Genomic DNA, 25,904 nt, shown 5'->3' with positions numbered 1-25,904 from the left:
GGGGGAAAGTCGGAACGGACGGGTCCGCAAGGGCCCGAGGGATCGAGTGCCCCAGCCCAAGCCCCAGCCCAAGTCCAAGCCCCAGCCCAAGCCCCAGCCCAAGCCCAAGTCCAAGCCCCAGCCCCAGCCCCCCCAGGACTCTTCCCCCGAGTTGCGGACATCCGAGGCCCCGTCGAGGGTCGGGGGTATGAAGGCGATCAGTTACAGCCGGTACGGCGGTCCCGAGGTGCTGGAGTACGGCGAGCGGCCGGATCCCAAGGTCGGGCCGGACGCCGTGCTGGTCAAGGTGCGGGCGGCGTCGGTGAACCCGGTCGACTGGAAGTGCCAGGCGGGGTACCTCGACGGGATGATGGACGCGGTCTTCCCCGTCGTCCCCGGCTGGGACGTCTCGGGGGTGGTCGTACGGCCCGGCGTCTCGGTCACGGAGTTCGCGGAGGGCGACGAGGTGATGGGGTACGTCCGGGAGGACTTCCTGTCCCGGGGCACGTTCGCCGAGTACGTCGCGGCCCCCGTCCGTACGCTCGCCCGCAAACCCCGCACGGTGGGCTTCGAGGAGGCTGCCGCGCTGCCGCTGGTGGGTCTCACGGCCTATCAGGTGCTCCACCAGGCGCTGCTCGTCGGTCGCGGTGACACCGTGCTCGTGCACGCGGCGGCCGGCGGGGTCGGGTCGCTGGCCGTGCAGATCGCCCGGCACCTGGGCTGCCGGGTGATCGGCGCGGCGCGGGAGGCGGGTCTCGAACAGGTGGCGGCGCTGGGCGCCGAGCCCGTCCGCTACGACGAGGCGACGTTCGCCGACCAGGTCCGGGCCCTCGCCCCGTTGGGCCTCGACGCGGTCCTCGACACCATCGGCGGCCCGTACCTGAGGCTGTCCGCCGGGCTGCTCGCGCCGGGCGGGCGGCTGGCTTCGATCGCCGACGGCGAGGTCCTCGCGCTCGGCGGCCGCTACTTCTGGGTCCGGCCGGACCCCACGGACCTCGCGGTCCTCGCCGACCTCGTCGACGAGGGCGTCGTGACGGTACGGGTGGCCAGGACGTTCCCCCTGGAACGCGCGGCGGACGCGCAGCGCGCCAACGCCGAGGGCGGCCTCAACGGCAAGGTCGTCGTGACGGTCCCCTGAGGGGTGCCTTGTCGATCAGGCCGGGCTCGCGGTCGGTCAGGCCGGGCTCGCGAGGCCTGGCACGCCAAGACGCCCCCTAGGCCAAGCGCCCCGCCCGAACACCCCCCCCGAAGCCGTCCCGAACGCGCCCCGGAGTCGCCCCGGACGCGCCCCCGGAGCCGCCCCGGATGCCCCCGTCCTCCCGCCCACGCCGACCGCGCGCTCACCCGCTGGGCGGGATGTTCTGGTTGCGGGAGAAGACGTTCCGGGGGTCGTACCGGTCCTTGAGGGCGACGAGGCGGGCGTACTTCTCCGGGCCGTACGAGGCCTGCAGGCGGGTGCCCTCGTCGCTGAGGATGAAGTTCGAGGGCGTCGGCGGCCGAGCGGGGGTGCAGGGTCATCCCGGCGTACATGAGGGGGCCGACGGGGTGGAGCCGGAAGCCGAACTCGGTGACCACGCCGAAGTTGCCGCCGCCCCGCAGTGCCCAGAAGAGGTCGGCGTTCTCCTCGGCGTCGGCGTGGAGGATCCGCCCGTCGGCGGTCACGACCTGCGCGGAGACCACGTTCCAGGCGGACGGCCCGTACATCCGTTCCAGCCAGCCGGATCCGCTGCCGAGTGTCAGACCCGCGACCCCGGTGTCCGACACCCGCCCGCCGGTCACGGCCAGTCCGGACTCCGCCGCGGCCGCGTCCAGTTCGCCCCAGGTGAGGCCGGCGCCGAACCGGCCGGTCCGGGCTTCGGCGTCGATCTCGACGTGCTTGATCGGACTGGTGTCGACGACGAGGCCGCCCTCGCACGAGGCGAAGCCGGCGGTGGCGTGCCCGCCGCCGCGCACCGCGATCCCGAGGCCGTTCTCCTGGGCGTACCCGAGGGCGGCGCGTACGTCCTCGGGGCCCGTGCAGCGCGCGATCAGGGTGGGGTGCTGGTCGTGGTCCCGGTTGAAGCACCGGCGGACGGTGTCGTAGTCCGGGTCGGCGGGCCCGACGAGTTCGCCCTGGAAGCCGGGGATGCGGTCGGTGGGGGTGGGGCGGGTGGTGGTCATGGTCGTGGTCCCTGGTGAGCCGTCGACGACGGCGGCCGCACGACCTCGGGCGCGGGCACGGCCCGGCTCGACCGACGCGGCCTCCGGCCGCCCTGCTGTACGCCGTCAGTATGCGACCGGACCCGTCGGTAGGTGATGCGGCCGGACCCACCGGTAGGCGATGCGGCCGGACCCGTCGGCAGGCGATTCGGCCGACCAACCCCTCACCAGATCAGCGCCGCCCCGAAGACGGCCAGCGCGATCGTGCACACCACCGCGAGCAGCGCGCCCCGGTGGGAGAGGGGGCCCGGCCGTGCCGCGTCCAGGGCGCGGATCCTGCGATGGGCCACGGCGAGGAACGCGATCCAGACGAGGGCGGAGAGGGCGAGGCCGGTCAGCTCCTTGGCGCCGATCTCGTCGCTGACGGTGAGCTTCACGGCGAGGACCGCGACGACCGTGCACGACAGGGTCGTGCGCCGCCACGCGAGCCGCGTCCGTTCCGGCTGGAGTCCGGGATCCCGGACCTCGCCGGAGGCGGTCACCGTCCGGCCCAGCCGAAGACGACGAGGACGACCATGGCGAGCGCCACTCCGGCCACGGCGAGGCTCAGCACCGCCGGGAAGCGGGAGCCGGGGAGGTCCTCGCCGCGGCGCATCGCCCGTTCGCAGAGCACCCAGTGGTTCACCGCGCGCAGGGCGCAGAGGACGCCGCCGGCGAGGAGCGCGAGCGCGAGCCCGACGCGCACGCCCCAGCGGAGGTCGGGCAGGAACTGGTCGACGGCGAATCCGCCGCCGACGAGCGCGAGCGCGGTCCGGATCCAGGCCAGGAAGGTCCGCTCGTTGGCGAGGGAGAAGCGGTAGTCGGGGGTCTCGCCCTCGTCCCGGACCCGCTGCGGCGCGAACCAGAGCCGCAGGGTCTGCACGAAATCGCTCACACGTGCACCCTAACGGCCGGGTGATCAGCCCGCCCGGCCGCCCGTGGCGGCCTCGCGGGCCCGCAGTTCCTCGTACGCGGCGAGCCCGTCCGGCACCCACTCCCAGGTGCCGATCCGCTCGCCCACCTCGTCGTCCGTGAGGAAGTCGTGCCAGGCGACCTCTTCCACCTGAGGGTTCACCGGCAGTCCGCAGCGCACCTCGTACACCGCCGACCACCACTTGCCGGCGACGCCCCCGGAGTCGTACAGGAACTTCAGCACCGGCTCGGGCCGGGGCAGCCCGGAGACGCCCAGCTCCTCCTCGGCCTCGCGGAGCGCCGCGTCGTCGTAGGACTCGCCCGCGCCGACGACGCCGCCGACGAACATGTCGTACAGGGAGGGGAAGACCAGCTTGGTCGGCGTCCGGCGGTGGACGAACATCCGGCCCTCGGCGTCGCGGACGCGGATGAAGACGCAGCGGTGGATCAGGCCCTGTGCGTACACCTCACCGCGCGGGGCCTGTCCGACCACCCGGTCGTGCTCGTCGACGACGTCGAGGATCTCTTCAGCGGCACTCATGCCGCCATCCAACCAGGGCCGGACGGCGGACAACCAGGGCCGGACGGCGGACCGGCCGGGGGAGTGGGCGCCGGACCGGCCGGGGGAGCGGGTCCGCCACCGCCCCATGTTGTAGCGGGTCCGCCACCGCCCATCACGTAGCGGGTCCGTCACTGCCCCATGACGTACTTGACCGTCGGGCCGGTGGTCCAGCCGCCGTCGACCGCGAGCTCGGCGCCGGTCACGTACGAGGCGGCGTCCGAGAGCAGGAAGACGACCGCGCCGGCGATCTCGTCGGCCTCGCCGACCCGGCCCATGGGCGTGTTGGGGTACTTGCCCTCGCCGCGCTCGATGCCGACGGACGCCGTCATCGGCGTGTAGGTCATGCCGGGGTGGACGGAGTTGACGCGGATCTTGGCCGTGCCGAGCTCCACCGCCCCGATCTTCGTCAGTCCGCGCACGCCCCACTTGGACGCGCCGTAGCCGGCGGTGAGGGCGAGGCCCATCAGGCCCGCGGCCGAGGAGATGTTGACGATCGAGCCGCCGCCGGCCTCCTTCATGGCGGGGATCGCGGCCTTCATGCCGATGAAGACGCCGGTCAGGTTGATGTCGAGGACCTTGCGGAAGTGCTCGACGGACTCGGTCTCCAGGAAGGCGCCGGTGGAGATGCCCGCGTTGTTCACCAGGCCGTGCAGTCCGCCGAACTCCGCCACCGCGTGGGCGACGGCCGCCGCCCACTCCTCCTCGGAGGTGACGTCGTGGTGGAAGAAGCGCGCGCGCTCGCCGAGCGCGTCGGCGGTCGCCTTGCCGTCCTCGTCGAGGACGTCGGTGACGACGACGTTCGCGCCGGCGGCCACGGCCTGCCGGGCGGCCTCGGCGCCCAGGCCCCGGGCGCCGCCGGTGATGAGCACGGTCTTGCCGGTGAGGTCGTTCATGAAGGGTCCCTTCGGGGTGTTTCAGAGGCTCCGGGGCTGTGCGGCCCGGAGCAGCGCGGTGGTGGTCTCGACCAGGTCGGCGAGGAAGAGCGGCTCGCCGGTGAGGGGCTCGGTGCCGTCGAGGTACTGCCGGGCCCGGTCCGCCATGGCCGCGCCCACCACGGTGAGCGCCAGGTCGAGGCGCTCCAGGAGGAGCGGCTCGGGCAGTCCGAGGGCGGCGAGGCGGTCGGCGACGCGCTCGATCAGCCGCCAGTAGACGGTGCCGGCGAGCGTGGGATGCGGGGTGCGGGTCCGCACGCCGCTCTCGTGGCTGAGCTGGGCGGAGATCCGCAGGCAGCGGCGGCCGCGGTCGGTGCGCAGTTCGCTCGCCTCGGCGGTGACGAGGGCGGCGACCAGGCCCTTCAGTTCGTCGCCGGCAGCTTCGAAGAGGGGGGTGAGCACCTCTTCCGTACGTGCCTGGCGGCCGGCCATCACCGCGTCGAGCAGCCCGGCGCGCGAGCCGAAGTGGTACTGCACCGCGGAGGGGTTCGCCTGCCCGGCCAGGGCCACGACGTCCCGCAGCTGTGCGCCGTCGACGCCCCGGGAGGCGAAGAGCTCCTCCGCCGCGCGGATCAGTTTGTCCCGGGTCTCGGGTCCCGACGTCCTTGCCATACCTCCATATTAATGCTGGGCATTAGAAAACGGGAGGGCTCCGGACGCGGCGAAACGGTTGACTCGATACATGCGTGTATCCAAGATGCGGTCCATGTCCTACGACGCTGATGTGATCGTGATCGGGGCCGGCCTCGCCGGACTCGTCGCCACCGCCGAGCTGGTCGACGCCGGCCGCACCGTGATCCTCCTCGACCAGGAGCCCGAGCAGTCCCTCGGAGGCCAGGCCCACTGGTCCTTCGGCGGGCTCTTCCTCGTCGACTCGCCCGAGCAGCGCCGGATGCGCGTCAAGGACAGCCACGCCCTCGCCCTCCAGGACTGGTACGGCACCGCCGGCTTCGACCGGACCGAGGACCACTGGCCGAGGGAGTGGGCCGAGGCGTACGTCGACTTCGCCGCCGGCGAGAAGCGCTCCTGGCTCCACGCGCGCGGGGTGCGCTTCTTCCCCGTCGTCGGCTGGGCCGAGCGCGGCGGCTACGACGCCAACGGCCACGGCAACTCCGTACCCCGCTTCCACATCACCTGGGGCACCGGCCCCGGCCTCGTCGCCCCCTTCGCGCGGAAGGTCCGCGAAGGCGCCGCCCGCGGCCTCGTCGACCTCCGCTTCCGGCACCGCGTCACCGGCCTCGGCCGCACGGCCGGGACCGTCGACACCGTCACCGGCGAGATCCTGGAACCCTCCTCCGTCGCCCGCGGCGAGGCCAGCACCCGCACGCCCAGCGGCACCTTCGAGCTCCGCGCCCAGGCCGTGATCGTCACCTCCGGCGGCATCGGCGGCAACCACGACCTCGTCCGCTCCCAGTGGCCCGCCCGGCTCGGCACCCCGCCCGCCCGCATGCTCTCCGGCGTCCCCGCCCACGTCGACGGCCTCATGCTCGGCATCGCCGAGAAGGCCGGGGCCCACCACATCAACCGCGACCGGATGTGGCACTACACCGAGGGCATCGAGAACTGGGACCCCATCTGGGCCCGGCACGGCATCCGCATCCTCCCCGGACCGTCCAGCCTCTGGCTCGACGCCACCGGCAAGCGGCTCCCCGTCCCGCTCTTCCCCGGCTTCGACACCCTCGGCACCCTCGAACACATCATGCGGACCGGCCACGACCACACCTGGTTCGTCCTCGACAAGCGGATCATCGGCAAGGAGTTCGCCCTCTCCGGCTCCGAACAGAACCCCGACCTCACCGGCAAGTCCGTCCGCGACGTCATCGGCCGCGCCCGCGCCGACGTCCCCGGCCCCGTCCAGGCGTTCATGGACAAGGGCGTCGACTTCGTCGTCGAGGACGACCTCTCCGCCCTCGTCCGCGGCATGAACCGGATCACCGGCGAGGACCTGGTCGACGAGACGGCCCTCCGCCGCGAGATCACCGCCCGCGACCGCGAGATCGCCAACCCCTTCACCAAGGACCTCCAGGTCACCGCCATCCGCGGCGCCCGCAAGTACCTCGGCGACAAGCTCATCCGCACGGCCGCCCCCCACCGCATCCTCGACCCGAAGGCGGGCCCGCTGATCGCCGTCCGCCTCAACATCCTCACCCGCAAGTCCCTGGGCGGCCTGGAGACCGACCTGTCCTCCCGCGTCCTCACGGAGACCGGCGAACCGCTGCCGGGCGTGTACGCGGCGGGCGAGGCGGCCGGCTTCGGAGGCGGCGGGGTCCACGGCTACCGCGCTCTCGAAGGCACCTTCCTCGGCGGCTGCATCTTCTCGGGCCGCGCCGCGGGCCGGGCGGCGGCGAAGGCGGTGGGCTGACGCGGAGCACCGCGCCGAGGCAAAATGACGAGGTGACAAAACGTGTGGTGCTCACGCTCGTCGGGGCGGTCCTGGCTCTGGGCGGCCTGGCGGTCTTCCTGGTCCTGCAGGGCCTGGACGCGGCGGACAAGTGGAGTAGCGTCCTCAGCCTGTTCTTCACGGTGGCGGGCTTCGCGCTGACCCTCGTGGGCCTCCTCAACCGGGGCCCCGCGCAGTCGGCGGACCACGCCGTCACCGGGGGATCGCTGCATCAGATCACCCACGTCAAGGGGGACGTGGTCATCACGTCCGGAGGCGGCGGCACGGGCAGCCCGCCGACGGCCGCCCCCGCCGAGGGGCAAGGCGGCGGAACGCAGTCGGCCCACGGCGTCCGAACGGCGGGGGACCTCCACCAGATCGACGGGGTGGGCGGCTCGGTCCACATCGAACCGCCGACCTCCTCCACGCCGTGAGGGGCTTCTTCAAGCGCCGGAAGGCACTCCAGACCGCGTCCGAAGCAACCGTCCAGGGGCCCCTCACCCAGATCAGCCAGGTCCGGGGGGACATCCACCTCACCATCGGATCCGTCCCGCCCCAGCCCGTCGCGCCGGAGATCGAGTCGGCCCGCGAGGCCTACGCCACCCGCGTCCGCCAGCGCTACGGCCGCCTCGACCTGGAAGTCCTCACCCCGCTCCGGGAGCAGGACGAGCGCCCCGTCCTCCAGCTGCGGGACGTCTTCGTCCCCCAGTCCGTACGGGCCGACCCGCCGCCCGTGGAACTGCCCCAGGAACTCCTGCGCCGCCTCATGGACCCGGCCGAGGCCGAACTCCACGACCTGCCGCCCGGCATCGACCGCGCGACGGTCGACCGCGTCCGCCGCGCCTACAAGGAGCGGCCGCCGCTCCCCGTACTCGACGTCCTGACGACGCCCGGGCACGACCGTGTCGTCCTCCTCGGCCACCCGGGCTCCGGCAAGTCCACCCTGGCCCGCTACCTGGCACTCGTCCTCACCTCCCCCGAACCCCCCGAAGGCCTCGACACCCTGCGCGGCAGTCTCCCGCTGATCGTCGAACTGCGGGAGTACGCGCAACCCGCCTGGCGCGAGCGGACCTTCGAGGACTACCTCGTCCACCAGCACGCGACGGAGGGCCTGGGGCTTCCGCCGGAGACGCTGACGACGCTCCTGGCGGGGGAGGGCCCGTACACCGCCCTCGTGATCTTCGACGGCCTGGACGAACTGTTCGAGAAGGACGTCCGGGACGCGGTCACCCGCCGCATCGCGGGCTTCGCGGCCCGCCACCCCCGCGCCCGGATCGTCGTCACCTCACGCGGCTACGGGTACCAGCGGGCCGTCCTGGACGGCGCGGGCTTCGACAACTTCATGCTCCAGGACCTCGACCGAGCACAGATCGGCGCGTTCGCGGACCAGTGGTTCGCCCTCGCGTGCCCGGACGAGCCGGACCAGGCCCTGAAACTCGTCGAACGCGTCACCACGGCCGTCGACGCGTCGACCTCGGTCCGTGAACTGGCGGGTAACCCCCTGATCCTCACGATCCTCGCCATCATCGGCCGCCGCCGTGAACTCCCGCGCGACCGGCGCACGGTGTACGAGCACGCCGTCGACGTCCTCGTGGAGCACTGGGACCCCAGCAAGTACCTCAAGGACCGCCAGGTGGAGGAGCACCTCCCGTACCTCGGCCCCGAGGACAAGCGCGAACTCCTCCGTCTCATCGCCCGCCAGATGCAGGAGGGCCACGGCGGCGTCGCCGGCAACCACATCGCGGGCCCGGACCTGTTGAAGAGCTTCGAGGAGTACCTGAAGGACCGCTACGCCCTCCCACCGGACCGCGCGGCCCCCGCCGCCCGCGTGATGCTCGACCAGTTCCGCCACCGCAACTTCATCCTCAGCCGCTACGGCGGCGAGATCTACGGCTTCGTCCACCGCACGTTCCTGGAGTACCTGGCAGCCACCGACCTGGCCCACCGCTTCAACCAGGAACGCAGTCTCTCCGAGACCGACCTCCAGGACCTCTTCGCGACCAAGGTCCACGACCCCACCTGGCAGGAGATCCTGCTCCTCCTCGTCGGCCTGCTCGACGAGCGTTTCGTGGCCGGAATCATCGACCGGCTACTGGCACCACGCGCGATCGCCGTGCCGTTGGGGGGGCGCGGCGACCGGGCGTTCGTCGAGGTGCTCTTCGTGGCGCGCTGCCTCGCGGAGGTGCGACGGCTCGGCGCGCTCGCCCCGCAGAGCAGGGCGATGGCGAGGGAGGTGATCCGGCTCTTCGACCTCGCCGGAGCACTGGGGGTCACCTTCTTCTATCCGTACGACTCAGTGGGCGCCTTGGGCCCGGTACTGATGGCCATCGGCGGAAACTGGGCCGGCAGGGACGAGTGCCTGCGGTGGCTCGGGAGCCGGAGCGGCGCCGAGTCGAGCGGGAGCAGGGCTCCGTCGGTCAACTCCACGACCCACTTGGCCATGGAGATCTCCCTCTACCTGGGAGCGCCGGAAGGCACGCCTCACGCCGTGCACCTGGCCAAGACGATGGGTACGAGTGACGACCCCTTGGAAAGGATCGCCGCCGCCGGGCTGCTCCTCCTGCGGAAGGGCAGCGAACGCGGACCTCTGGAGGCGATCGCGTGCTGTGTACGCGAGGACGCGAGCGCATCCGTGCGGACGAGCCTGCTGACGCGGCTGGGGTACGAGCGTGAAGTCGACCCCGAGTGGACGCTGCGCCTGGCAGTCGAGCGCCTGGCCCACGACGCCTCCCCTCGGGTGAGGCTCGCGGCCCTTCAGTACGTGGCCCGCCACACGCTGTTCACTCCCGACGTACGTGCCGTCATCGAGAGGGCCCTCGACGACCCCTACCCCGCGGTGCGTCAGTATGCCGTCAGTCGGCTTCTCGGCTGCTCGCCGCGGGCCATGGCGATGGTGCGAGACGACCTCGGGGACGAGGACGCGGACACGCGCGCCAGGGCGCTGTCCGCTCTGGAACAGGGGGTGGCCGACGCTCCGGCCGCTCGGGCGCTCGTGTGGGAGCGGCTGGTGAGCGACGAGAGCCCTCACGTCGTGGCCGCCGCCATCGATGCCGTCGCTTCGATCGGGTCGGACGCCCCCGGCGCGCACGCGTTCCTGGGCGAACTCGTCGGACACGCGGCACCCGAGGTCAGGATCGCCGCGCTGCGCTGCCTCGCGGCGGGTGACCGCGACGAGAGATTCGCCGAACTGGTGGCGGACCGCCTGGCGCGAGACGAGGATGACGACGTCCGGGAATTCGCGCTGACACTCACCGTGCAGCTCGCGGATGACCCCCCGACCAAGCGGGACGTCCTCGTCGACAGGTTCCTGCACGATCCGAGCGAGGAGATCCGCACCCATGCCCTGTACATGTTGATGGACGTGGAGCCCGACAGTACACGGGACCTGCTCATCGACCGGGCAACGAACCATCCGGACGGAGCTGTCAGAGCCGGGACGTTCTTCTGGCTCATGACGAAGTACGGTGCTGATCCGGACGCCGTGGGTTTGGTTTTCGACCGCGCTGTGCACGACGACAGCTCCGAGGTCCGGCACGCCGCCCTCCAGGGTCTCGTCGACGCGCTCCGAGGGGGTTCCCGGGATCCGGACATCGCCGCCACTGTGCAGGACCGCTTCGACCACGACTCCGACACGGAGGTCCGGCTCACCGCCCTCCGCGTCCTTGCCGACCTGCGTCGCGACGACCCCGAGTTCCTCTCGCTCCTCCGCCGAACCGTCGAGCGCGACGACCGGGTGATCCGCGACTGCGCCGCGACCCTTCTCACCGTCCTCGATCGTCAGTCCCCCTGAAGCCGCTCCACCACCCTGAACCGCTCCACCACCACCATCGTCGAGTCGTCCACCACGAACCCGGGGTCCCCCAAGCCCTCGCGCATCTCGGCGCTGTGCCAGAAGTCCTCGTGGGCGGCGCGCCACTGGGGGACCGACAGGTAGCCCTCGCCCTCGTCGAGGGCGAGTCGGAGGTCGGCCTCGGCGAGCGGCAGGACCCGGACGTCCGTCACCTCGACGACGGCCACCTCGCGGCCGTCGGAGTCGATGAGTGCCGAGCGCTCGCCGGGCTCGGGCAGGTCCTCGTTCTCGACCTCGTACTCCACGAGGAGCCCGGTCGTGGCGGTCTTCTCGCCGGAGAGGACGGCGGCGACGAGCCGGTCCCGGAGCGGGCCGGGGAAGGCGAGGAGGAAGGGCTTGAGCGCGTGAGGGCCGGTCATGGTTGACAGTCTGTCAGCCACGACCGGCCCTCGGAGCCGTATGCGGGAGCCGGGCTACAGCACCAGCGAGAGCAGCAGTACGAACACGATGCCGACGACCGAGATGATCGTCTCCATCACCGACCAGGTCTTGACGGTCTGGCCGACGTTCATGCCGAAGTACTCCTTCACCAGCCAGAACCCGGCGTCGTTGACGTGGCTGAAGAAGAGCGAACCGGCGCCGATCGCGAGGACGAGCAGCGACACCTCACCGGTCGACATGCCCTCGGCGAGCGGGGCCACCAGGCCGGCCGCGGAGATCGTCGCCACGGTGGCGGAGCCGGTCGCGAGCCGGATCGCGACCGCGATCAGCCAGGCGAGCAGCAGGGCCGGGATCGACCAGTTCTTCGAGAGGTCGAGGATCATCTGGCCGACGCCGATGTCGATGAGGGTCTGCTTGAAGCCGCCGCCCGCGCCGACGATGAGCAGGATGCCGGCGATGGGGGCGAGGGACTTCTCGACGGTGGAGGACAGCCGCTCCTTGGAGAAGCCGGCCGCCCGACCCAGCGTGAACATGCCGACTATGACGGCCGCGAGGAGGGCGATCAGCGGGGAGCCGATGACGTCGGTGACCTTCTGCACGCCGTTCTCGGGGTCGTCGACCACGATGTCGACGAGCGCCTTGACCAGCATCAGGACGACGGGCAGCAGGATGGTCGCGACGGTGGCGCCGAAGCTCGGGCGCTTCTCCAGGTCCTCGGAGGGCCGCGCCGGGATCATGTTCTCCGGGGGCTGGATGTCCACCCAGCGGGCGGCGTACTTGGAGAAGACCGGACCGGCGATGATCACCGTCGGGACGGCGACGACCAGGCCGAGTGCCAGCGTCACGCCCAGGTTGGCGCCGACCGCGTCGATCGCGACGAGCGGGCCGGGGTGCGGCGGGATCAGGCCGTGCATCACGGAGAGGCCGGCCAGGGCCGGGATGCCGATCCGCATCAGCGAGTAGTTGCCGCGCTTGGCGACCATGAGTACGACCGGGATCAGCAGCACGATGCCGACCTCGAAGAAGAGCGGCAGGCCGATCACGGAGGCGATCAGGACCATCGCCCACGGCATGCCCCGCTTGCCGGTCCTCGCCAGGATCGTGTCGACGATCTGGTCGGCGCCGCCGGAGTCGGCGAGCAGCTTGCCGAGGATCGCGCCGAGCGCGATGAGCACGCCCACGCCGGCGACGGTGTTGCCGAGCCCCGTGCTGAACGACTTGATGGTGGCGGCGAGCGGCGCACCGGCGAACGCGCCGAGCGCGAGCGACCCGATGGTCAGCGCCAGGAACGCGTGCATCTTGAACTTGGTGATGAGCAGGACGATGACGGCGATGCCGGCGAGCACGGCGATCCCGAGCTGGGCGTTGCCTGCCGAGGTGATCGGTTCGGCGGCGTCCGCTGCCAGGATCTCGACACTGAGACTGGTCACGGTGGTCCTTCGTACGGGCAGGAGAGCGGGGGACGGGGGGACGGAAGAGGTCAGCCGGGCAGGCCGCGCAGCGCGGTGACGGCGCGGACGGTGATCTCCTCCGGGGTGCCGGAGACGTCGACGGCGACGCCGGCCTCGTCGTCCTGCAGCGGCTGCAGGGTGGCGAACTGGGAGTCGAGGAGCGCCGTGGGCATGAAATGGCCCTTGCGTGCGGCCATCCGCCCCTCGATCAGGTCCCGGTCACCGGTCAGATGCAGGAAGACGACCCCGGGGGCGGCGGCACGGAGCCGGTCCCGGTAGGTCCGCTTCAGCGCGGAGCTGCTCACGACGCCGCCGAGCCCGGCCCGGCCGTGCGCCCACTCCCCGATGGCGTCGAGCCAGGGCCCCCGGTCCGTGTCGTCCAGCGGGACGCCGGCCGACATCTTGGCGACGTTGGCCGCCGGGTGGAAGTCGTCGCCCTCCGCGTACGGCAGGCCGAGGGCCTCCGCGACCAGCGGACCGATGGTGGTCTTGCCGGTCCCGGCGACGCCCATGACGACGACGACCGGGGGTGCGGTGAGGGGGGTGGTGCTCATGGGGGGTGCCTCGCTGTCTTCTTCGACATCGATCCGGTGAATCCGTCGCGCTCATGAAACCCATTGGGTACGACGTATTCAAGAGTCTGTGACATAAAAGTCGTACTTTTAATTCCCGGGTGTGATCGCCGGCACCCGCGCGCATAGGCTTGCCACCATGACGACACCGGCCCAGGGGCTCCACTCCCACGTCCTCGCCACCCTGGGCCTCGCGATCACCGCGGGGGAGTACCCGCCCGGCACCGTGCTGCGCACCGACGAGCTCGCCCAGCGCTTCGACGTCTCCCGGACCGTGGTCCGCGAGGTCGTCCGCGTCCTGGAGTCCATGCACCTCGTCGAGTCCCGCCGCCGCGTGGGCGTGACCGTGCTCCCCACCGCCAGCTGGAACGTGTACGACCCCCAGGTCATCCGCTGGCGCCTGGCCGGCGCGGACCGCCCCCGTCAGCTCCGCTCGCTCACGGTGCTCCGCTCGGCCGTCGAACCCGTCGCCGCCGGCCTGGCCGCCCTCCACGCCACCCCCGAGCAGTGCCGCGAGCTCACCGAGCAGGCCCTCGGGATGGTCGCCACCTCGCGCGGTCGGCGCCTGGAGGAGTACCTCGTCCACGACATCGCCTTCCACCGGGTCGTGCTCAACGCCTCCGGGAACGAGATGTTCGCCCGCCTCGGCGACGTCGTCGCCGAGGTCCTCACCGGCCGCACCCACCACCACGTGATGTTCGAGGACCCCGACCCGGCGGCCGTGACCCTCCACGTCCAGGTCGCCGAGGCCGTGCGGGAGCGGGACGCCGTCCGCGCCGAGGAACTCACCCGGCAGATCGCGGTCGGCGCCCTCCAGGAACTGGACGTATTGGCTCCGTAAAGCTCTGAACTAGCTCAAATAAGGGCGTTCAGTGACATGCGCCACTGTCATCGTCACTCCCTGCCGTGAGGATGTGCGCTGGCCGTGCCGGGGAAACCCCCCACCGGGCACGGCCGGGCACCGCACCGCTCCCCCTCACGAAGGCGAACAACTCCATGACTGACCGCGTCACCGCGGCCGAGCCGCTGTCCGCCGCGCCGGCGAACCCGGCCGCCGCCCCCCACGTCGACGCAGGCGACGCCGGATACCGCAAGGACCTCAAGTCCCGGCACATCAACATGATCGCCATCGGCGGCGCCATCGGCACCGGCCTCTTCCTGGGCGCCGGCGGCCGGATGTCCCAGGCCGGTCCCTCCCTCTTCATCGCCTACGCGGTCTGCGGCGTCTTCGCCTTCTTCGTGGTGCGCGCCCTCGGCGAGCTGGTGCTCTACCGCCCCTCCTCCGGCGCGTTCGTCTCCTACGCCCGCGAGTTCATGGGCGAGAAGGGCGCCTACACGGCCGGCTGGCTCTACTTCCTCAACTGGTCGACCACCGCCGTCGCCGACATCACCGCGGCCGCCACCTACGCCCACTTCTGGTCGATGTTCAGCGACGTCCCCCAGTGGATCCTCGCCCTGATCGCCCTCGCGGTCGTCCTCGCCGCCAACCTCATCTCCGTGAAGTACTTCGGCGAGATGGAGTTCTGGTTCGCGATCATCAAGGTCGGCGCCCTCGTCGCCTTCATGCTGATCGGCATCTTCCTCGTCGTGACCTCGCACGACGTCGGCGGCCACACCCCCGGCCTCGGCAACATCACCGACAACGGCGGCATCTTCCCCAACGGCATGATGCCGATGCTGCTGCTCATCCAGGGCGTCGTCTTCGCCTACGCCTCCGTCGAGCTGTGCGGCGTCGCCGCCGGCGAGACCGAGAACCCCGAGAAGATCATGCCGAAGGCGATCAACTCGATCATGTGGCGCGTGGGCCTCTTCTACGTCGGCTCCGTCGTCCTGCTCGCGCTGATCCTCCCGTACACCGCGTACTCGGGCGACCAGAGCCCCTTCGTCACCGTCTTCGACAAGCTGGGCATCCCCGGCGCCGCCGGCGTGATGAACCTCGTCGTCCTCACCGCAGCCCTCTCCAGCCTCAACTCGGGCCTCTACTCCACCGGCCGCATCCTGCGCTCCATGTCGCTCTCCGGCTCCGCGCCGAAGTTCACCGGCGTGATGAACAAGGGCGGCGTCCCCTACGGCGGCATCCTCCTCACCGCCGCCTTCGGCGTCATGGGCGTCGGCCTCAACTACGTGATGCCCGGCGAGGCCTTCGAGCTCGTCCTCAACTTCGCCTCGATCGGCATCATCGGCACCTGGGCCATGATCATGGTCTGCTCGCTGCTCTTCTGGCGCAGCGCCAAGCAGGGCAAGCTGACCCGCCCCGGCTACAACCTGCCCTGGGCCCCGTACACCCAGATCGTGACCATCGTCTTCCTCGGCTCCGTCCTCGTCCTCATGTGGATGGACGGCGGCATCAGCCGCACCACCGTGAACTGCCTGCCGCTCATCGCGGCGGCCCTCGTCGGCGGCTGGTTCCTGGTCCGCGGCCGCGTCCGCGCGACCGCCGGGACGCAGCAGGGCTGACGGTCCCCCACGGGAACGACGGGACCCCCGCGGGCACGGCCTGCGGGGGTCTCGCCTTTTGTCAGGAGATAGTGGTACGCAGGAGCCCTACAAGATCCGTTCGGAGAAAAGGAAGTTCGCGATGCCGCAGCACGTCCAGGGAGTCATCGCCCCCGGCAGGAACGAACCGGTACGGGTCGAGACCATCGTCATCCCCGACCCCGGCCCCGGCGAGGCCGTCGTGAAGATCCAGGCCTGCGGCGTCTGCCACACCGATCTCCACTACAAGCAGGGCGCCATCAACGACGACTTCCCCTTCCTGCTCGGCCACGAGGCCGCCGGAATCGTCGAGTCGGTCGGCGAGGGCGTCACCGACGTGACCCCCGGCGACTTCGTCGTCCTCAACTGGCGCGCCGTGTGCGGCACCTGCCGTGCCTGTCTGCGCGGCCGCCCCTGGTACTGCTTCGCCACCCACAACGCGAAGCAGAAGATGACCCTCCTCGACGGCACCGAGCTCTCCCCGGCCCTCGGCATCGGCGCCTTCGCCGAGAAGACCCTCGTCGCCGCCGGCCAGTGCACCAAGGTCGACCCCGCCGTCGCCCCCGAGGTCGCCGGCCTCCTCGGCTGCGGCGTCATGGCCGGCATCGGCGCCGCCATCAACACCGGGAACGTCGGCCGCGGCGACACCGTCGCCGTCATCGGCTGCGGCGGCGTCGGCGACGCGGCGATCGTCGGCTCCCGCCTCGCCGGAGCCGCGAAGATCATCGCCGTCGACATCGACGACCGCAAGCTGGACAAGGCCCGCGAGATGGGCGCCACCGACACGGTCAACTCCCGCTCCGCCGACGCCGTCGAGGCGATCCGCGAGCTCACCGGAGGCTTCGGCGCCGACGTCGTCATCGAGGCCGTCGGCCGCCCCGAGACGTACGAACAGGCCTTCTACGCCCGCGACCTCGCCGGCACCGTCGTCCTCGTCGGCGTCCCCAGCCCCGAGATGAAGCTCGAACTGCCCCTCCTCGACGTCTTCGGCCGCGGCGGCGCCCTCAAGTCCTCCTGGTACGGCGACTGCCTGCCGTCCCGCGACTTCCCGATGCTCATCGACCTGCACCAGCAGGGCCGCATCGACCTCGCCGCCTTCGTCACCGAGACCATCGGCCTCGGCGAGGTCGAGAAGGCCTTCGCCCGCATGCACGAGGGCGACGTCCTCCGCTCGGTGGTGGTGCTGTGATGACCGCGCGCATCGACCACCTCGTCACCTCCGGCACCTTCAGCCTCGACGGCGGCACCTGGGACGTCGACAACAACGTCTGGATCGTCGGCGACGACACCGAGGCCGTCGTCATCGACGCCGCCCACGACGCCGACGCCATCCTCGCCGCCCTCGACGGCCGCGCCCTCCGCGCGATCGTCTGCACCCACGCCCACAACGACCACGTCGACGCGGCCCCGGCGCTCGCGGCCGCCACCGGCGCCCGCATCCTGCTCCACCCCGCCGACCTGCCGCTCTGGAAGCAGACCCACCCCGACCACAGCCCCGACGGCGACCTCGCCGACGGCCAGGTCCTCACCATCGCCGGCACCGACCTCACGGTCCTCCACACCCCGGGTCACGCCCCCGGAGCGGTCTGCCTGTACGCCCCCGACCTGGGCACCGTCTTCACCGGCGACACCCTCTTCCAGGGCGGCCCCGGCGCCACCGGCCGGTCCTTCTCCGACTTCCCGACGATCGTCGACTCGATCCGCGAGAAGCTCCTCACCCTGCCCCCGGAGACCGTCGTCCGCACCGGCCACGGCGACCCGACCACCGTCGGTGCCGAGGCCCCCCACCTCCAGGAATGGATCAACCGAGGCCACTGAGAGCCAGCCGGCTCTCGAAACGCATCGCCCCACCCGTGAACGGGTCGGTGAACTCCAGCACCCGCGCCAGCAGTTGCAGCGGCCGCTCGAAGTCCTCCGGCCCGTCCTCGCGCACCACCGGATACACCGGATCGTGCAGGATCGGCAGCCCGAGCCGGTTCATGTGCACCCGCAGCTGATGCGTCCGCCCGGTCACCGGCAGCAGCCGGTACCGCCCCCGGTCGCCCGCGTGCTCCACCAGCTCGATCCGGCTCTCCGCGTTCGGCTCACCCGCCACCTCCCGGGCCGCCATCACCCCGCGCTCCTTCTCGATCCTGCTCCGCACGGTCACCGGCAGCTCCACCCCCGGGACGTACCCGGCGACCGCCTCGTACTCCTTGCGCACCACCCGGTCCCGGAACAGCGTCTGGTACGCCCCCCGGTCCTCCGGCCGCACCACGAACAGCACCAACCCCGCCGTCAGCCGGTCCAGCCGGTGCGCCGGCTGCAGGAACGGCAGCCCCAGCTCCCGCCGCAGCCGCGCCAGCGCCGTCTCCGTCACATGCCGCCCCCGCGGCATCGTCGCCAGGAAATGCGGCTTGTCCACCACCACGATCCGCTCGTCGCGATGCACCACCCCGACCGGGAACGGCACTGCCCGCTCCGCGGGGAAGTCCCGGTGGAACCACACGTACCGCCCCGCCGCGTACGGCTCGTCCCCGCCCACCGGCCCGTCCACCCCGACGAACCGGCCCCCGGCCAGCATCTCCTCGACCCGCCCGACCCCGATCGCCCCGCCGTACCGGTCGACCAGATGCTCCCCGACCGTCCCCCAGGCCCCCTCGGGATCCTCCGGCAACCGCACCCGCACGGGATCGATCCCGTCCCGCTGGGGGAGGGGAGGAGAAGGGGCCTTGGATCTGCGTCGCACCGGGACCTACCGCCGTAACGAGAAAGACCCCACATGATGTGGGGTCTTTCGTTGGTGTCCGAGGGGGGACTTGAACCCCCACGCCCGATAAAGGGCACTAGCACCTCAAGCTAGCGCGTCTGCCATTCCGCCACCCGGACTAGGTGTTTTGTCTTCTTGGCCGCTCGGCCCTTCCGACGAACAGAACAATAGCAAAGATCTGAGGGGGTCGATCACCACCCCCTTTCGGCCGCTGTCGTGTGACAGCCGCATGTCGGCCGACGGGCGCCCTTGGGGGGTGAGGGGGGCACGCGGGAGGATGGGGGCGACCACCAGCAAGCACGTGGGGCACGTAGTGGGAGGAAGCAGCGTGAGTGAGTCGAAGACGGCCCAGGGCGTCAGGGGCGAGGACGAGGTCGTCGACCTCTGTCGCGACCTCATCCGCATCGACACCAGCAACTACGGCGACCACTCGGGCCCGGGTGAGCGGGCGGCGGCGGAGTACGTCGCGGAGAAGCTCGCGGAGGTCGGACTCGAGCCGAAGATCATCGAGTCGCACAAGGGGCGGGCGTCGACCGTCGCCCGCATCGAGGGCGAGGACCCGTCGCGGCCGGCCCTGCTCATCCACGGCCACACCGACGTCGTTCCGGCCAACGCCGAGGACTGGACCCACCACCCCTTCTCCGGCGAGGTCGCCGACGGGTGCGTGTGGGGCCGCGGGGCCGTCGACATGAAGGACATGGACGCGATGACCCTCGCGGTCGTACGGGACCGGCTGCGCAGCGGCCGCAAGCCCCCGCGCGACATCGTCCTCGCCTTCCTCGCCGACGAGGAGGCCGGCGGCACGTACGGCGCCCGGCACCTGGTCGACAAGCACCGGGACCTGTTCGACGGGGTCACCGAGGCGATCGGCGAGGTCGGCGGCTTCTCCTTCACGGTGAACGAGAACCTGCGCCTCTACCTGGTCGAGACGGCACAGAAGGGCATGCACTGGATGCGGCTGACCGTCGAGGGCACCGCGGGCCACGGCTCGATGACCAACGACGACAACGCCATCACGGAGCTCTGCGAGGCCGTGGGCCGCCTCGGACGCCACCAGTGGCCCGTGCGGGTCACCAAGACCGTGCGGTCCTTCCTGGACGAGCTCTCGGACGCGCTGGGCACCCCGCTCGACCCCGAGGACATGGACGGCACCCTCGCCAAGCTCGGCGGCATCGCCAAGATGGTCGGCGCCACCCTGCGGAACTCGGCCGCCCCGACCATGCTCGGCGCCGGCTACAAGGTGAACGTGATCCCCGGCCAGGCCACGGCGCACGTCGACGGCCGCTTCCTGCCCGGGTACGAGCAGGAGTTCCTGGCCGACCTCGACCGGATCCTCGGACCCCGCGTGAAGCGCGAGGACGTGCACGGCGACAAGGCCCTGGAGACCAGCTTCGACGGCGCCCTGGTCGACGCCATGCAGCTGGCGCTGCGCGCCGAGGACCCGATCGCCCGCGCCGTGCCGTACATGCTCTCCGGCGGCACCGACGCCAAGTCCTTCGACGACCTCGGCATCCGCTGCTTCGGCTTCGCCCCGCTCCAGCTGCCGCCGGAGCTCGACTTCGCCGGCATGTTCCACGGCGTCGACGAGCGGGTGCCGGTCGACGGCCTGAAGTTCGGCGTCCGCGTCCTGGACCGCTTCATCGACGCCTGCTGAGGAAGGCCGCCGAATTCGTCCGTGCGTTTGCATGTGACCGGAAAGAGTGAATGAACACAGGGGCTCGTAGCCCTCACCATTCCCCCTCGTTACAGGTGTGCGGTCCGCGGCTGGGACCGCATTTCCAACTAGGAGGAATAATGATCAAGAAGGTCGTCGCCGCTGCGGCTGCCACGGGCGGTCTCGTTCTCGCGGGTGCGGGCATGGCCGTTGCCGACGCGGGTGCCCAGGGTGCCGCCATCGGTTCCCCCGGTGTCCTCTCGGGCAACGTCGTCCAGGTGCCGGTTCACGTCCCCGTGAACCTGTGCGGCAACACGGTCTCCGTGATCGGGCTGCTGAACCCCGCCTTCGGCAACACCTGCGTCAACGCCTGACGTTGAGCCTCGCCCCGTGAGGGTGTGAGCCGGTCCGGCCCCGGAGTGCGTGCCATGCACTCCGGGGCCGGTGGCCATTTCCGCCCCGGGCGTTCCGCCCGGTGGCACTCTTTCGAAGCCGAGCAGCAGGGAACAGCTATGCGACAGGTCACGCGCAAGGGCCTTATCACCGTGGCAGCCGCCGGAGGCGTTTTCGCCGCCGTCGGCGGCGGTTATGCGCACGCCGATTCCGGAGCGAACGGTACGGCCACGAATTCCCCGGGCGTCGCGTCCGGCAATTCCGTCCAGATCCCGGTGCACGCACCGGTGAACGCCTGCGGAAACACCGTCAACGTCGTCGGACTGCTGAATCCGGCGATGGGCAACAAGTGCACCAACACCTCCCGCCCCGGCAGCGGCTCCTCCGCGGGCGGCCACACCAGCGGCTCTCCCGGTGTGGGCTCCGGCAACACCGTCCAGGTGCCGATCGACATCCCGGTCAACGTGTGCGGCAACAGCTTCACCGGCGTCGGCCTCGGCAACGCCGTCGCCGACAACGACTGCGGCAACGGATACGGCGACGACGGATACGGGGACGGCGAGGACGAGGACACGGGATACGGCGAGGAGGAACCGGGCAACCCCGGTACGCCGGGGACCCCCGGTACGCCGGGAACTCCCGGAACTCCGGGTACGCCCGGCACCCCGGGTACGCCTGGGACCCCCGGCACTCCCGGGACGCCCGGCACCCCGGGTACTCCCGGCACCCCTGGTACCCCCGGGACTCCTGGTACCCCCGGGACTCCTGGTACCCCCGGGACCGACGGCGGTCCGAACACGCCCGGTCCCCACGGCCTCACGCCGCCCCGGCCCACCGAGGAGCTCGCCGAGACCGGTGCGGGGCCGCTCGGTGTGATCGTCCCGGCCGGTGCGGGCCTGCTGCTGGCGGGCTCGCTGATCTACCGCCGGACGCGCGGCGCGGCCTGAGCCGTCGCTCTCCGCGCACCGCGCACCACGCACAGGGGCCCCGCACACCGCGGGGCCCCTTCCCGTCCGCCTACCAGGTCGCCCGGATCTGGCGGATGATCCGCCGCTTGAGCCGCACCCTGCGGCTTCCGTCCCGGTGCAGGCTGAGGCGGTCCAACTCCCAGTGTCCGTACTCGGCATGGTCGGTCAGCAGCCGCGTCGCCTCCTTGCGGGAGACACCGCGCGGCACGTACACATCGACAAATTCGTATTCCGGCATCGCATCTATTGTGCGGGCACCGGCCCGGTACGGATAGCGTCTGTCCCATGTCTGATGCTGCGCAGCCCACCGCTGCCGAGGTACGTGCCGCCGCCGAGGCGGTCAAGACCGCACTGGACCGTCACCTCGCGGCGGTCGAACTCCGCACGGGAGACGACGACACGGCCGTCTACGAGGCCTTCAACGCCCTGGCCGCGGCGGCCGAGGCGTACGACGAACTCCTCTACGACCGCTACGACGAGGTCACTCCCTTCGAGATCCCCGGGGCGGACGGTGCCCTGCCGCCGTACGCCGGACCTGACGAACCCCATGCCCTCAGCCTGCTGATCCGCCGCGACTACGCGGTGGCCGAACCGCAGCGCCTGCTCGCCCAGGCCAGGCGCGTCGCCGAGCTCGACGCCGACGGGCAGGCCGTCGGGGCGGCCGCCAGGGCGGGCACGTCGCCGCTCGCCGCGCTCGGTGTGCTGTTCGGCGAGTACGAGCCGGACGAGATCGCCTCCCGGCACAAGGAGTTCGGTCTGGAGGAGGGCGACTCCACGCTGTGGGTCACCGCCTCCGACGAACTCCCGGAACCGGGGGAGTGGCTCAACGCCCCCTTCGATCACGCCGACCCCGAGCGGATCGTCTGCCGCTTCGACGTCAGCTCCGTCTTCGACGAGGACGAGGACGAGGAGGGGGACGGGGACTTCGAGGGCGGGGTGGACGCCGGGCCCGGCGGGCGCAGGGCCGTCGCCGGCGCCGACCAGCACGCGGGAGCCGGTTCCTGAGAGCTGCTTCCCAGGCGGTTCCTCGGGCGGCCTCAAGGGCCGGTTCCCAGGAGGACGACGGAGGGCTGGGTCACCGCACTGAGCGGTGACCCGGCCCTCCGGCCGTTCCCGGTGGGGTTCCCGGGGCTACTCCTCGGGGGTCGCGAGGAGCCCCTCCAGGAGCGGCCGCAGCCGCGTCGTGGGCTCCGGGGCCACCCCCTCGGCCACCGCGCGGGCCAGGGCCTGGTCCACGCCGTGCACGACCGACAGGTGGCGCTCGGCGCGGCCGAAGGCCGTGTACACCCAGGGCCGGCTCAGGCCGCCGGCGGCGTCGCCGGGCAGCACCACGACCACCGCGGGCCACCGCGTCCCGGCGGCCTGGTGCGCGGTGAGCGCCCAGCCGTGCCGCAGCGTGGCCTCCACCCGCTCCTTCGGTACGAGGACCCCCTCGTCGCCGCACCGCAGGCGCAGGCCCTCGGCGTCGGCCGACAGCACGGTCCCCGTCACCGTCCGGCCCGGAGCCGGCGCGTACGCGACCCGGTCGCCGGGGTCGTAGCCGCCGAACCGGCCGGGGCCGGGGTTGAGCCGCTGCTTGAGGGCGGCGTTCAGCGCGCGGGTGCCCGCGGAGCCGCCGTGGCCGACCGTGACCACCTGGGTCTGCTCGGCCGGCACCCCGATCGCCCGGGGCACCGAGTCGGCGACCAGCTGGACCGTACGGTGCACGGCCTCGCCGGCGTCCCGCACGGGGACGATCACGATCTCCTTGCCGGGGGCCTCCACCTGGTTCAGCTCGCCCACGCCGATGCCCGAGACCAGCTCGCCGAGCGGCCCCGGGTCGGGGAGCCGCGAGGCGATCCGGGGGCACACCCGGGCCGCGAGCGCGTCGGCGAAGACCCGCCCGGCGCCCGGTGCCCCCAGGACCTCGGGGTCGCCGCTGAGGACCAGGCGGCAGCCGTCCGGCAGGGACTCCACCAGCATCGCGGCCGTCTCCACGTCCAGCTGCGGCGCGTCGAGCACCACCAGCAGGTCGAGGGCGAAGGCGCCGTCCTCGTCACGGTTCGGGCCGGCCGCCCCGGAGAGCAGGCCGCCGACCGTCACCGCGGTCGCCCCGGCGGCGCCGAGCGCGGACCGGCCGGCGTCGCTGTGGACGGCGACCAGGGCGCGGAGGCCCCGCGCGCGGGCCGCCTCCGCGAGTGCGACCGGCTCGGCGCGGGAGGCCTCGCCGCCCGTGTGCAGGACGAGCCCGTGCGCACCGGCGGCGCGTTCGAGTTCGGAGCCCTCCCACGGCTGGGCCGTGGCGGTCCTGACCAGCCGGGCGAGACCTTCGGCGAGGCTCTCCTCCGCGAGGGCGTACCGGTCGAGCCCGAGCAGCACGGGCGAGGCCGGCTCCTCCGCGGCGGGCCGCTCCGGCTCCTCGGCCGGCTCCTCGTCCTCGTCGGGCTCGGGCTCCGCCGTCTCCTCCTCCTGGAAGACGAGGACCGCCGCCTCGGAGACGGCCGTCTCGACGGCCTCCTCCGGGTCGGGCACCCCGTGCCCGGCCAGTCCGGCGCGCACGGCCTGGACCTCAAGCGCCGTGTGCCCCTGGAGCGCGGCCCGCTCCAGCAGCCACACGGTCAGCGCGACCGTCCGGCGCGGGTCGCCGGGGCCGCACGCGGGGCCGAGGAGCGCCCGCGCGAAACCGTCGGCCTGCTCCGGGCGCACCCCGGGCACCGCGAGCAGCTGCCAGGGGTCCTCGGCCAGGGCCGCCGCCGCGTTCTCGCCGAGGGCGGCGGCGACCTGGCCGGCCAGCGCCTCGGGCGCGCCGCCCTTGGCAAGGACCTCCCGCACGGCGGCCGTGGTGCCGGGCGCCGGCGCGGAGGCCCGCTCGGGCGCGGGGGGCCGTACGGTCGCGGCCGGTGCCGCCTCGGGGGCGGGGCGCCGGGGGGCGGGCTCCGGGGCCTCGTAGAAGGTGCTGCCCGAGGTGCCGCCGCCCTCGACCGCCCGTACCGCCGCGAGCAGGTCCGCCGCGGTGCCGCTCAGCTTGGCACCGCTCGCGACCGTGCCCTCCTTCTCCGCCTTCCGCGCCTCGATCTTCGCCCGCAGCTCCCGCTGCGCGGCGAGTTCGGCCTGCGCTTCGCTCAACTCGGGCGCGGCGGCCGCGTCGGCTGTCCCGTCACCCCCGGACCCGCCCGCGGCCTCCCCAGCGGCGCCCGTCTCCTCGGCCGCCTCCGTCTCCTCGGCCGCGCCCGGCTCTTCGGCCGCCTCCGTCTCCTCGCTCGCGTCCGGCTCCTCGGCCGTGTCCGCCGCGGTGGGCTCCTCGGGGGTGGCGGGGGCCTCGGCAGGGGCCGGGGGGCGGGCTTCGGCGGTGGCCTTCTGCGCGTCCTCGGTGGGTTCCACGGCCTCGGGCGCGGTCTCCCCGGAAGGCTCGGTCACAAGGTGCTCCAGTCGTGATCCGGATAGCGGTGCACGGGCGCCGACACATCGTCCAGCGCCCGACAGATCTCGTCAGGAAGACTAAGGGTCTCCACCGACAACGCGGCCGTGAGCTGCCGTGCCGTGCGCGCGCCGACGATCGGGGCGGTCACTCCGGGCCGGTCGCGGACCCAGGCGAGGGCCACGTGGAGGGGGGTCGTCGCGAGGCCGTCGGCGGCGGTCGTGACCGCGTCGACGATCCGGCTCGCGGCGTCGTCGAGGTACGGCTCCACGAACGGCGCCATGGTCTCCGAGGCGGCCCGGGAGTCGGTCGGGGTCCCGGCGCGGTACTTGCCGGTGAGGACCCCGCGGCCGAGCGGTGACGAGGGCAGCAGGCCTATGCCGAGGTCGAGGGCGGCGGGCAGCACCTCGCGCTCGACGCCGCGCTGGAGGAGCGAGTACTCCAGCTGGGCCCCGGCGAGGCGGGTGCGGTCGCCGGCGAGCTGCCAGGTGCCGGCCTTGGCCAGCTGCCAGCCGCAGAAGTTCGCCACGCCCGCGTACCGGGCGCGCCCGGTACGCACGGCGATGTCGAGGGCCTGGAGGGACTCCTCCAGGGGCGTGCACGGGTCGAAGGCGTGCAGCTGCCACAGGTCCACGTGGTCGGTGCCGAGCCGGGCGAGGGAGGCGTCGAGCGCGGCGAGCAGGTGCCCGCGCGAGCCGTCGGTGCGCCGGTCGGGGTCCGGCACGCTGCCCGCCTTGGTGGACAGGACGAGGTCCTGGCGGGGCACGAGCCGGTCCATCAGACGGCCGAGCAGGTACTCCGCCTCGCCCCCGCCGTACACGTCGGCGGTGTCCACGAGCGTGCCGCCCGCGTCCCAGAACGCCTTCAACTGCTCGGCGGCGTCGTGCTCGTCGGTGTCCCGGCCCCACGTCAGGGTGCCGAGTCCGATGCGCGACACGCGCAGGCCGGTGCGTCCGAGATGCCTCTGCTCCATGGGCGCGAGATTACTGGCCAGGGCACCACGCGGAGAGAGCCTGTGGACAACCGTGCCCTGACGGATGCCCCGGCCGCGCGCTAGAGTCCCGCCCACAG

25 protein-coding genes, 1 tRNA gene and 1 pseudogene are annotated in these 25,904 nt (G+C 72.3%); 12 read left to right on the top strand and 15 right to left on the bottom strand.

The window, feature by feature from the left end; genetic code table 11:
* Nucleotides 1-187: 187 nt before the first annotated feature.
* Nucleotides 188-1,117 (top strand): NADP-dependent oxidoreductase, encoded by a 930-nt coding sequence (locus tag ACIQFX_RS18795; RefSeq protein ID WP_402464383.1) that lies wholly within the window; start codon nucleotides 188-190, stop codon nucleotides 1,115-1,117.
* A 202-nt stretch (nucleotides 1,118-1,319) separates the two neighbouring features.
* Here ACIQFX_RS18795 and ACIQFX_RS18790 read toward each other — a convergent pair whose 3' ends face one another.
* The 7 genes and pseudogenes from ACIQFX_RS18790 to ACIQFX_RS18760 form a co-directional block, all read right to left on the bottom strand.
* Entirely contained in the window at nucleotides 1,320-1,430 is a 111-nt protein-coding gene (locus tag ACIQFX_RS18790; RefSeq protein WP_402464641.1) for a BBE domain-containing protein, read from the bottom strand.
* 241 nt (nucleotides 1,431-1,671) lie between these two features.
* Nucleotides 1,672-2,139, bottom strand: a pseudogene (locus ACIQFX_RS18785) (FAD-binding oxidoreductase); the annotation flags it as partial.
* 203 nt (nucleotides 2,140-2,342) lie between these two features.
* Nucleotides 2,343-2,660, bottom strand: coding sequence for a DUF202 domain-containing protein (locus ACIQFX_RS18780; protein ID WP_402464381.1), 318 nt, complete (start codon nucleotides 2,658-2,660; stop codon nucleotides 2,343-2,345).
* Nucleotides 2,657-3,052 carry a YidH family protein gene (locus tag ACIQFX_RS18775; RefSeq protein ID WP_402464379.1) on the bottom strand — a complete coding sequence of 132 codons (396 nt, stop codon included), beginning with the start codon at nucleotides 3,050-3,052 and terminating at the stop codon, nucleotides 2,657-2,659. The genes ACIQFX_RS18780 and ACIQFX_RS18775 overlap by 4 nt, the downstream gene beginning before the upstream one ends.
* A gap of 24 nt (nucleotides 3,053-3,076) precedes the next feature.
* Entirely contained in the window at nucleotides 3,077-3,610 is a 534-nt protein-coding gene (locus ACIQFX_RS18770) for an NUDIX hydrolase (RefSeq protein ID WP_402464377.1), read from the bottom strand.
* 149 nt (nucleotides 3,611-3,759) lie between these two features.
* The gene (locus tag ACIQFX_RS18765) at nucleotides 3,760-4,524 is read right to left on the bottom strand and encodes a glucose 1-dehydrogenase (protein WP_402464375.1); all 765 of its coding nucleotides are present in this window, start codon (nucleotides 4,522-4,524) and stop codon (nucleotides 3,760-3,762) included.
* Between the two features lie 21 nt (nucleotides 4,525-4,545).
* A complete protein-coding gene (locus ACIQFX_RS18760; RefSeq protein WP_402464373.1) occupies nucleotides 4,546-5,175 on the bottom strand; it encodes a TetR/AcrR family transcriptional regulator in 630 nt (209 codons plus the stop codon).
* A 94-nt stretch (nucleotides 5,176-5,269) separates the two neighbouring features.
* Between ACIQFX_RS18760 and ACIQFX_RS18755 the strand changes: the two genes are divergently transcribed.
* Genes ACIQFX_RS18755 through ACIQFX_RS18745 form a run of 3 tightly spaced genes read left to right on the top strand, consistent with a single transcriptional unit; the run spans nucleotide 5,270 to nucleotide 10,733 of the window.
* Entirely contained in the window at nucleotides 5,270-6,925 is a 1,656-nt protein-coding gene (locus tag ACIQFX_RS18755) for an FAD-binding dehydrogenase (RefSeq protein WP_402464371.1), read from the top strand.
* Nucleotides 6,926-6,957: 32 nt separating this feature from the next.
* Entirely contained in the window at nucleotides 6,958-7,377 is a 420-nt protein-coding gene (locus tag ACIQFX_RS18750; protein WP_402464369.1) for a hypothetical protein, read from the top strand.
* A complete protein-coding gene (locus tag ACIQFX_RS18745; RefSeq protein ID WP_402464367.1) occupies nucleotides 7,374-10,733 on the top strand; it encodes a HEAT repeat domain-containing protein in 3,360 nt (1,119 codons plus the stop codon). Before ACIQFX_RS18750 ends, ACIQFX_RS18745 begins: the two co-directional genes overlap by 4 nt.
* On the opposite strand, the gene ACIQFX_RS18740 is transcribed toward ACIQFX_RS18745, so the two are convergent.
* Genes ACIQFX_RS18740 through ACIQFX_RS18730 form a run of 3 tightly spaced genes read right to left on the bottom strand, consistent with a single transcriptional unit; the run spans nucleotide 10,721 to nucleotide 13,179 of the window.
* A complete protein-coding gene (locus ACIQFX_RS18740) occupies nucleotides 10,721-11,152 on the bottom strand; it encodes an ASCH domain-containing protein (protein ID WP_402464365.1) in 432 nt (143 codons plus the stop codon). The genes ACIQFX_RS18745 and ACIQFX_RS18740 overlap by 13 nt on opposite strands.
* Nucleotides 11,153-11,206: 54 nt before the next feature.
* Nucleotides 11,207-12,604, bottom strand: a complete 1,398-nt coding sequence (locus ACIQFX_RS18735; RefSeq protein WP_402464363.1) for a gluconate:H+ symporter — start codon at nucleotides 12,602-12,604, stop codon at nucleotides 11,207-11,209.
* A 50-nt stretch (nucleotides 12,605-12,654) separates the two neighbouring features.
* Nucleotides 12,655-13,179 carry a gluconokinase gene (locus tag ACIQFX_RS18730; protein WP_376484774.1) on the bottom strand — a complete coding sequence of 175 codons (525 nt, stop codon included), beginning with the start codon at nucleotides 13,177-13,179 and terminating at the stop codon, nucleotides 12,655-12,657.
* A gap of 157 nt (nucleotides 13,180-13,336) precedes the next feature.
* Between ACIQFX_RS18730 and ACIQFX_RS18725 the strand changes: the two genes are divergently transcribed.
* From ACIQFX_RS18725 to ACIQFX_RS18710, 4 genes are all read left to right on the top strand, one after another.
* Nucleotides 13,337-14,038 carry a FadR/GntR family transcriptional regulator gene (locus ACIQFX_RS18725; protein ID WP_402464361.1) on the top strand — a complete coding sequence of 234 codons (702 nt, stop codon included), beginning with the start codon at nucleotides 13,337-13,339 and terminating at the stop codon, nucleotides 14,036-14,038.
* A 155-nt stretch (nucleotides 14,039-14,193) separates the two neighbouring features.
* The gene (locus ACIQFX_RS18720; protein WP_402464359.1) at nucleotides 14,194-15,654 is read left to right on the top strand and encodes an amino acid permease; all 1,461 of its coding nucleotides are present in this window, start codon (nucleotides 14,194-14,196) and stop codon (nucleotides 15,652-15,654) included.
* 121 nt (nucleotides 15,655-15,775) lie between these two features.
* Nucleotides 15,776-16,861, top strand: a complete 1,086-nt coding sequence (locus tag ACIQFX_RS18715; protein WP_402464357.1) for an S-(hydroxymethyl)mycothiol dehydrogenase — start codon at nucleotides 15,776-15,778, stop codon at nucleotides 16,859-16,861.
* Nucleotides 16,861-17,490 carry an MBL fold metallo-hydrolase gene (locus ACIQFX_RS18710; RefSeq protein ID WP_402464355.1) on the top strand — a complete coding sequence of 210 codons (630 nt, stop codon included), beginning with the start codon at nucleotides 16,861-16,863 and terminating at the stop codon, nucleotides 17,488-17,490. Before ACIQFX_RS18715 ends, ACIQFX_RS18710 begins: the two co-directional genes overlap by 1 nt.
* On the opposite strand, the gene ACIQFX_RS18705 is transcribed toward ACIQFX_RS18710, so the two are convergent.
* Together ACIQFX_RS18705 and ACIQFX_RS18700 are read right to left on the bottom strand one after the other, a co-directional pair.
* On the bottom strand, nucleotides 17,474-18,400 hold the full coding sequence (locus ACIQFX_RS18705; RefSeq protein ID WP_402464353.1) for a pseudouridine synthase: 927 nt from the start codon (nucleotides 18,398-18,400) through the stop codon (nucleotides 17,474-17,476). The genes ACIQFX_RS18710 and ACIQFX_RS18705 overlap by 17 nt on opposite strands.
* A gap of 52 nt (nucleotides 18,401-18,452) precedes the next feature.
* Nucleotides 18,453-18,540 (bottom strand) — tRNA-Leu (locus tag ACIQFX_RS18700).
* 209 nt (nucleotides 18,541-18,749) lie between these two features.
* Here ACIQFX_RS18700 and ACIQFX_RS18695 point away from each other — a divergent pair.
* From ACIQFX_RS18695 to ACIQFX_RS18685, 3 genes are all read left to right on the top strand, one after another.
* A complete protein-coding gene (locus ACIQFX_RS18695) occupies nucleotides 18,750-20,075 on the top strand; it encodes a M20/M25/M40 family metallo-hydrolase (RefSeq protein WP_402464351.1) in 1,326 nt (441 codons plus the stop codon).
* Nucleotides 20,076-20,215: 140 nt separating this feature from the next.
* Complete coding sequence (gene chpH / locus ACIQFX_RS18690) at nucleotides 20,216-20,449, top strand: chaplin ChpH (RefSeq protein ID WP_030218232.1); 234 nt, start codon at nucleotides 20,216-20,218, stop codon at nucleotides 20,447-20,449.
* A gap of 138 nt (nucleotides 20,450-20,587) precedes the next feature.
* The gene (locus ACIQFX_RS18685) at nucleotides 20,588-21,415 is read left to right on the top strand and encodes a chaplin (protein WP_402464349.1); all 828 of its coding nucleotides are present in this window, start codon (nucleotides 20,588-20,590) and stop codon (nucleotides 21,413-21,415) included.
* A gap of 70 nt (nucleotides 21,416-21,485) precedes the next feature.
* Here the strand turns inward: ACIQFX_RS18685 and ACIQFX_RS18680 are convergent, their stop codons facing one another.
* Nucleotides 21,486-21,674: a DUF5703 family protein gene (locus ACIQFX_RS18680; protein WP_017241661.1), complete on the bottom strand. Its 189-nt coding sequence runs from the start codon at nucleotides 21,672-21,674 to the stop codon at nucleotides 21,486-21,488.
* Between the two features lie 47 nt (nucleotides 21,675-21,721).
* On the opposite strand from ACIQFX_RS18680, the gene ACIQFX_RS18675 reads away from it, so the two are divergent.
* On the top strand, nucleotides 21,722-22,441 hold the full coding sequence (locus ACIQFX_RS18675; protein WP_402464346.1) for a hypothetical protein: 720 nt from the start codon (nucleotides 21,722-21,724) through the stop codon (nucleotides 22,439-22,441).
* A 126-nt stretch (nucleotides 22,442-22,567) separates the two neighbouring features.
* Here ACIQFX_RS18675 and ACIQFX_RS18670 read toward each other — a convergent pair whose 3' ends face one another.
* Nucleotides 22,568-24,832, bottom strand: a complete 2,265-nt coding sequence (locus ACIQFX_RS18670) for a helix-hairpin-helix domain-containing protein (protein WP_402464344.1) — start codon at nucleotides 24,830-24,832, stop codon at nucleotides 22,568-22,570.
* Nucleotides 24,829-25,806 carry an aldo/keto reductase gene (locus ACIQFX_RS18665; RefSeq protein WP_402464342.1) on the bottom strand — a complete coding sequence of 326 codons (978 nt, stop codon included), beginning with the start codon at nucleotides 25,804-25,806 and terminating at the stop codon, nucleotides 24,829-24,831. Before ACIQFX_RS18665 ends, ACIQFX_RS18670 begins: the two co-directional genes overlap by 4 nt.
* Nucleotides 25,807-25,904: the final 98 nt, after the last annotated feature.

It is taken from the genome of Streptomyces sp. NPDC093089, assembly GCF_044754405.1.
Lineage (GTDB): Bacteria > Actinomycetota > Actinomycetes > Streptomycetales > Streptomycetaceae > Streptomyces.
Note: the sequence above shows the minus strand (reverse complement) of the source record. Positions and strands in the feature narration are given on the sequence as shown.